Origin of the sequence: Mesorhizobium sp. M8A.F.Ca.ET.021.01.1.1, assembly GCF_003998025.1 — a bacterium.
Lineage (GTDB): Bacteria > Pseudomonadota > Alphaproteobacteria > Rhizobiales > Rhizobiaceae > Mesorhizobium.
Window position 1 is genome coordinate 1 of the sequence record NZ_RZSJ01000797.1, and the last position, 2,161, is coordinate 2,161.

Below are 2,161 nucleotides of genomic sequence, written 5' to 3' on the forward strand. Positions count from 1 at the left end.
GGTCGGGAGCATCGGCCAAGGTCTCCAAGCCGATCGAGGCCTATGCGCCTGCCCGCGCCAAGATGGCCGAGCGCCGCGCCAACTCGGTTGCCGGCGACCCCGAGGCGACAGGGCCGGCGATGCTGGCCATCGTCGATTCGGCCGAGCCGCCGCTGCGGATATTCTTCGGCGATGGCGGCCTGCCGATGATCCGCCAGGAATACGCCAACCGCCTCGCCACCTGGGACAAGTGGGACCACGTCTCCGTCATGGCGCAAGGCGCCAACAAGAACCGCAAGGGCTGACATCTGGTATTTGCTGCGCCGCCTCCCGGGCGGCGTAGCTATGCCTGGTAGAGCCACTGCTCCGGCACGCGCACCGAAATCTCTTCGCCGGTGCTGACGATGCCGGGCTTTTCAACCCAGGCGACCACGCCGCGCAACCGCTTCGCCGCCTTGGGAAACAATAGCGCACCGGCTTCGACATCGGCCATTCCGACGTTCTCGGCGATCGATCGTCCGGCGATACGGCATGGTCCGTTCTGGGCGTCCACCTTGAGGGTCACGCCGCCCTTGAAGAACAACAGCGTGCCGGCCGGCAGCATCGACAGATGCGGCACGTCTTCGATCACCAGATTGGCACCGATCCACTCGGGCTTGATTTCGGCGAGCCCCATCCGTTCGGCGACAATGGCCAATTCGTCCGCCGCCACGATGGACAATTGCCTTTCATTGCGCATCTCGGTGCCGCGCGGGTACCACGGCTCGCGTCCGCCCGAGCGCCGCGTCGGCCCGGCATGGAAATCGCCCGATATGCCGTCGAAACCCAGCCGCAATTCGTCCACCGAACGCGTCTGGAAATGATCCGATGGCGCGACATAGAGCGCGGCCGCGCGGGCTGAAAGCTTCTTCGCCGGGATGATTTCGACCGGCTTCTCGGCCTCGGGGAAGAGATCCAGCATGGGCTTCAATCCTTGATGACGCGCTCTGGTTTTGCCCTTAGGCCGGCAAGGCCGCAAGAGCGGTTTGGGCCAAAACGCGCAACTCTTCGGCCGACGCACCGTCCCGCGCCTGGATCGACATGCCATTCATGACACCAGCAATATATCTGGCGAAGTCTTCGACAGAGAGGTTTTGGGGCAAATCGCCTTTTGCCTTGCCTTTGGCAAGCCGCGCCGCGATCGCCGCTTCGCTTTCCTTGCGGTAGGTCCTGAGTTCATCCGCAATGGCTTGTGCCTGCGGTGAAGCCGCCAGCGCGCCACTGACGAAAAGACACCCTCCCGGCTTGCCGGGCCTGGAATAGGCCTCCGCGGCGCCCAGCAACAAGCGCCGCATCGCCTCCCCCGTCGACACCGGCGCGCTCAGCGCTTCCAGGGCGAAGCCTATCTCGGTCTCGTGGTAGCGCATCAACGCCTTGCGGAACAAAGTCTCCTTGTCGGTGAAGGCGTTGTAGATCTGTGGCGGCGTCAGCCCCATCGCTTCGCGCAGCATGGCCAGCGACGTCGCCTCATAGCCATGCTCCCAGAAAAGATGCATCGCGGCATCGAGCGCCCGGTCGGGGTCGAATGCGCGCGGCCGGCCGCCGCGTTGCTTGTCCGAATTTTCCATAGTGATCGATACGAAACCTGTTGACTCGCCTTTCCCTTATAACATATCAATTGATACGAAACTTGGCAAGCCGGAAGATGACCTCCCGGTGAGGCCGTACACCCGAGGAGAAAATCAAATGCCGATCACCGTGACAGCGCCGGAAGGCGTCCTGACCCCGGCGGGAGAGCGCGAAATCCTGCCACGCCTGAGCGCTGCCCTCATCGAAGCCTCCGGCGCCGCCGGCAATTCATTCTTCACCGCGATCGTCGGCGGCACCGTCCATGTCCTGCCGGCGCGCAACATTTACGCCGGCGGTGCCAACCGGCCAGTCGTCATGGTCGAATTGAAATTGCCCAATATCGGCCTTGGCTCCGTCGAAGCCCGCGAGACCTTTATCACTGCCGCCGCCCGAATTGTCGGCGAACTCTGCGTACCGGGGCACAGGCCGGAAAACACCTGGATCAACATCGTCAACGCGCCCGACGGCGGCTGGGGCATCGGTGACCGGCAGTATACAGGCGACGCGCTGATCGCGGCCGCTGCCGCCGCGCATTGACGAACATGCGGCTCTCCCCTTCGCTGTTCTTCACCAC

Annotated in this window: 3 protein-coding genes and 1 pseudogene; 2 read left to right on the forward strand and 2 right to left on the reverse strand. The window is 63.8% G+C overall.

Annotated features, from left to right (window positions below; genetic code table 11):
* A pseudogene (locus EOA36_RS34010) lies at window positions 1-284 on the forward strand (short-chain dehydrogenase/reductase); the annotation flags it as partial.
* Window positions 285-322: 38 nt separating this feature from the next.
* Here the strand turns inward: EOA36_RS34010 and EOA36_RS34015 are convergent.
* Both EOA36_RS34015 and EOA36_RS34020 read right to left on the reverse strand, forming a co-directional pair.
* Entirely contained in the window at window positions 323-940 is a 618-nt protein-coding gene (locus EOA36_RS34015; protein WP_127281078.1) for an MOSC domain-containing protein, read from the reverse strand.
* Between the two features lie 37 nt (window positions 941-977).
* Window positions 978-1,586: a TetR/AcrR family transcriptional regulator gene (locus EOA36_RS34020; RefSeq protein WP_127281079.1), complete on the reverse strand. Its 609-nt coding sequence runs from the start codon at window positions 1,584-1,586 to the stop codon at window positions 978-980.
* Window positions 1,587-1,704: 118 nt separating this feature from the next.
* Between EOA36_RS34020 and EOA36_RS34025 the strand changes: the two genes are divergently transcribed.
* Window positions 1,705-2,124: a hypothetical protein gene (locus EOA36_RS34025; RefSeq protein ID WP_127281080.1), complete on the forward strand. Its 420-nt coding sequence runs from the start codon at window positions 1,705-1,707 to the stop codon at window positions 2,122-2,124.
* Window positions 2,125-2,161: the final 37 nt, after the last annotated feature.

Bases quoted from the DNA above. Each gene is read 5' to 3' on its own strand.
- EOA36_RS34015 (WP_127281078.1), bottom strand. From the start codon at position 940: ATGCTGGATCTCTTCCCCGAGGCCGAGAAGCCGGTCGAAATCATCCCG.
- EOA36_RS34020 (WP_127281079.1), bottom strand. From the start codon at position 1,586: ATGGAAAATTCGGACAAGCAACGCGGCGGCCGGCCGCGCGCATTCGAC.
- EOA36_RS34025 (WP_127281080.1), top strand. From the start codon at position 1,705: ATGCCGATCACCGTGACAGCGCCGGAAGGCGTCCTGACCCCGGCGGGA.